General features: G+C 69.1%; 1 protein-coding gene. It reads left to right on the top strand.

Annotated features, from left to right (window positions below):
• On the top strand, window positions 1-528 hold a 528-nt coding region (locus CCN44_RS42665; protein ID WP_086704638.1), incomplete at its 5' end, for an OmpA family protein.
• Between the last annotated feature and the right edge of the window lie 67 nt (window positions 529-595).

The raw sequence follows: 595 nt of genomic DNA, 5'->3' as shown, positions 1-595 counted from the left end.
GGTGACCCCCCCGGCACCGAACCCACCGCCGCCGCCCCGGTGAAGGTCGACCCCACGGATCCGGACCTGAAGCTTCCGGAGGGGGCCACGCTCGCCGAGGCCAAGGTGCTGGACATCAAGTCGGTCGTGGAGGACCAGAGCGGGGACGAGCGCCGGGAGGACACCAACGCCGATGTGACCTTCGCCCTCCAGGCCGAGGTGCTGTTCGCCAAGGACAGCGCCAGGATCAGCACGGAGGCGAAAGCCCGCATCGCCGGCATCGCCGAGGAGATCAGGAAGCAGAACGCGACCCAGGTCCGCGTCTTCGGCTTCACCGACAACCTCGGCTCCTCCGCCCACGGCGACACCCTCTCCAAACAGCGCGCCAACGCCGTACAGGCCGTCCTCGACCAGGACCTGAACAGCCCGTCCATCACCTTCGACGTCCGCGGCTACGGCGAGCAGTACCCGATCGCCGACAACTCCACCGAGGCCGGCCGCAAGAAGAACCGCCGGGTCGAGGTCACCTTCCCCCGCACCCAGCAGTGACCCACCGCCCCCTCGGATCCCCGTCACCCACCTACGTCTAGGGACCTGAGCGACCTACGCCTACGCC

This window comes from Streptomyces tricolor (assembly GCF_002155905.1).
In the GTDB taxonomy this organism is placed as follows: Bacteria; Actinomycetota; Actinomycetes; order Streptomycetales; family Streptomycetaceae; genus Streptomyces; species Streptomyces tricolor.
Note: the sequence above shows the minus strand (reverse complement) of the source record. Positions and strands in the feature narration are given on the sequence as shown.